Raw genomic sequence first — 257 nt, 5'->3', positions numbered from 1 at the left:
CCTGTCGGGCGGTGAGAAGCGCCGCGTCGCGCTGTGCAAGCTGCTGCTCGAGAAGCCCGACATGCTGCTGCTCGACGAACCGACCAACCACCTCGACGCCGAATCGGTCGACTGGCTCGAGCAGTTCCTGGTGCGGTTCCCGGGCACCGTGGTCGCCGTCACGCACGATCGCTACTTCCTCGACAACGCGGCCGAGTGGATTCTCGAACTCGACCGCGGCCACGGCATTCCGTGGAAGGGCAACTACAGCAGCTGGC

General features: G+C 66.1%; 1 protein-coding gene. It reads left to right on the top strand.

The window, feature by feature from the left end:
* On the top strand, positions 1 to 257 hold a 257-nt coding region (locus AC1RPT_RS08125; RefSeq protein WP_481763044.1), incomplete at both ends, for an ATP-binding cassette domain-containing protein.

The organism is Dellaglioa sp. CoH-56-MRSF-11, assembly GCF_056782135.1.
Note: the sequence above shows the minus strand (reverse complement) of the source record. Positions and strands in the feature narration are given on the sequence as shown.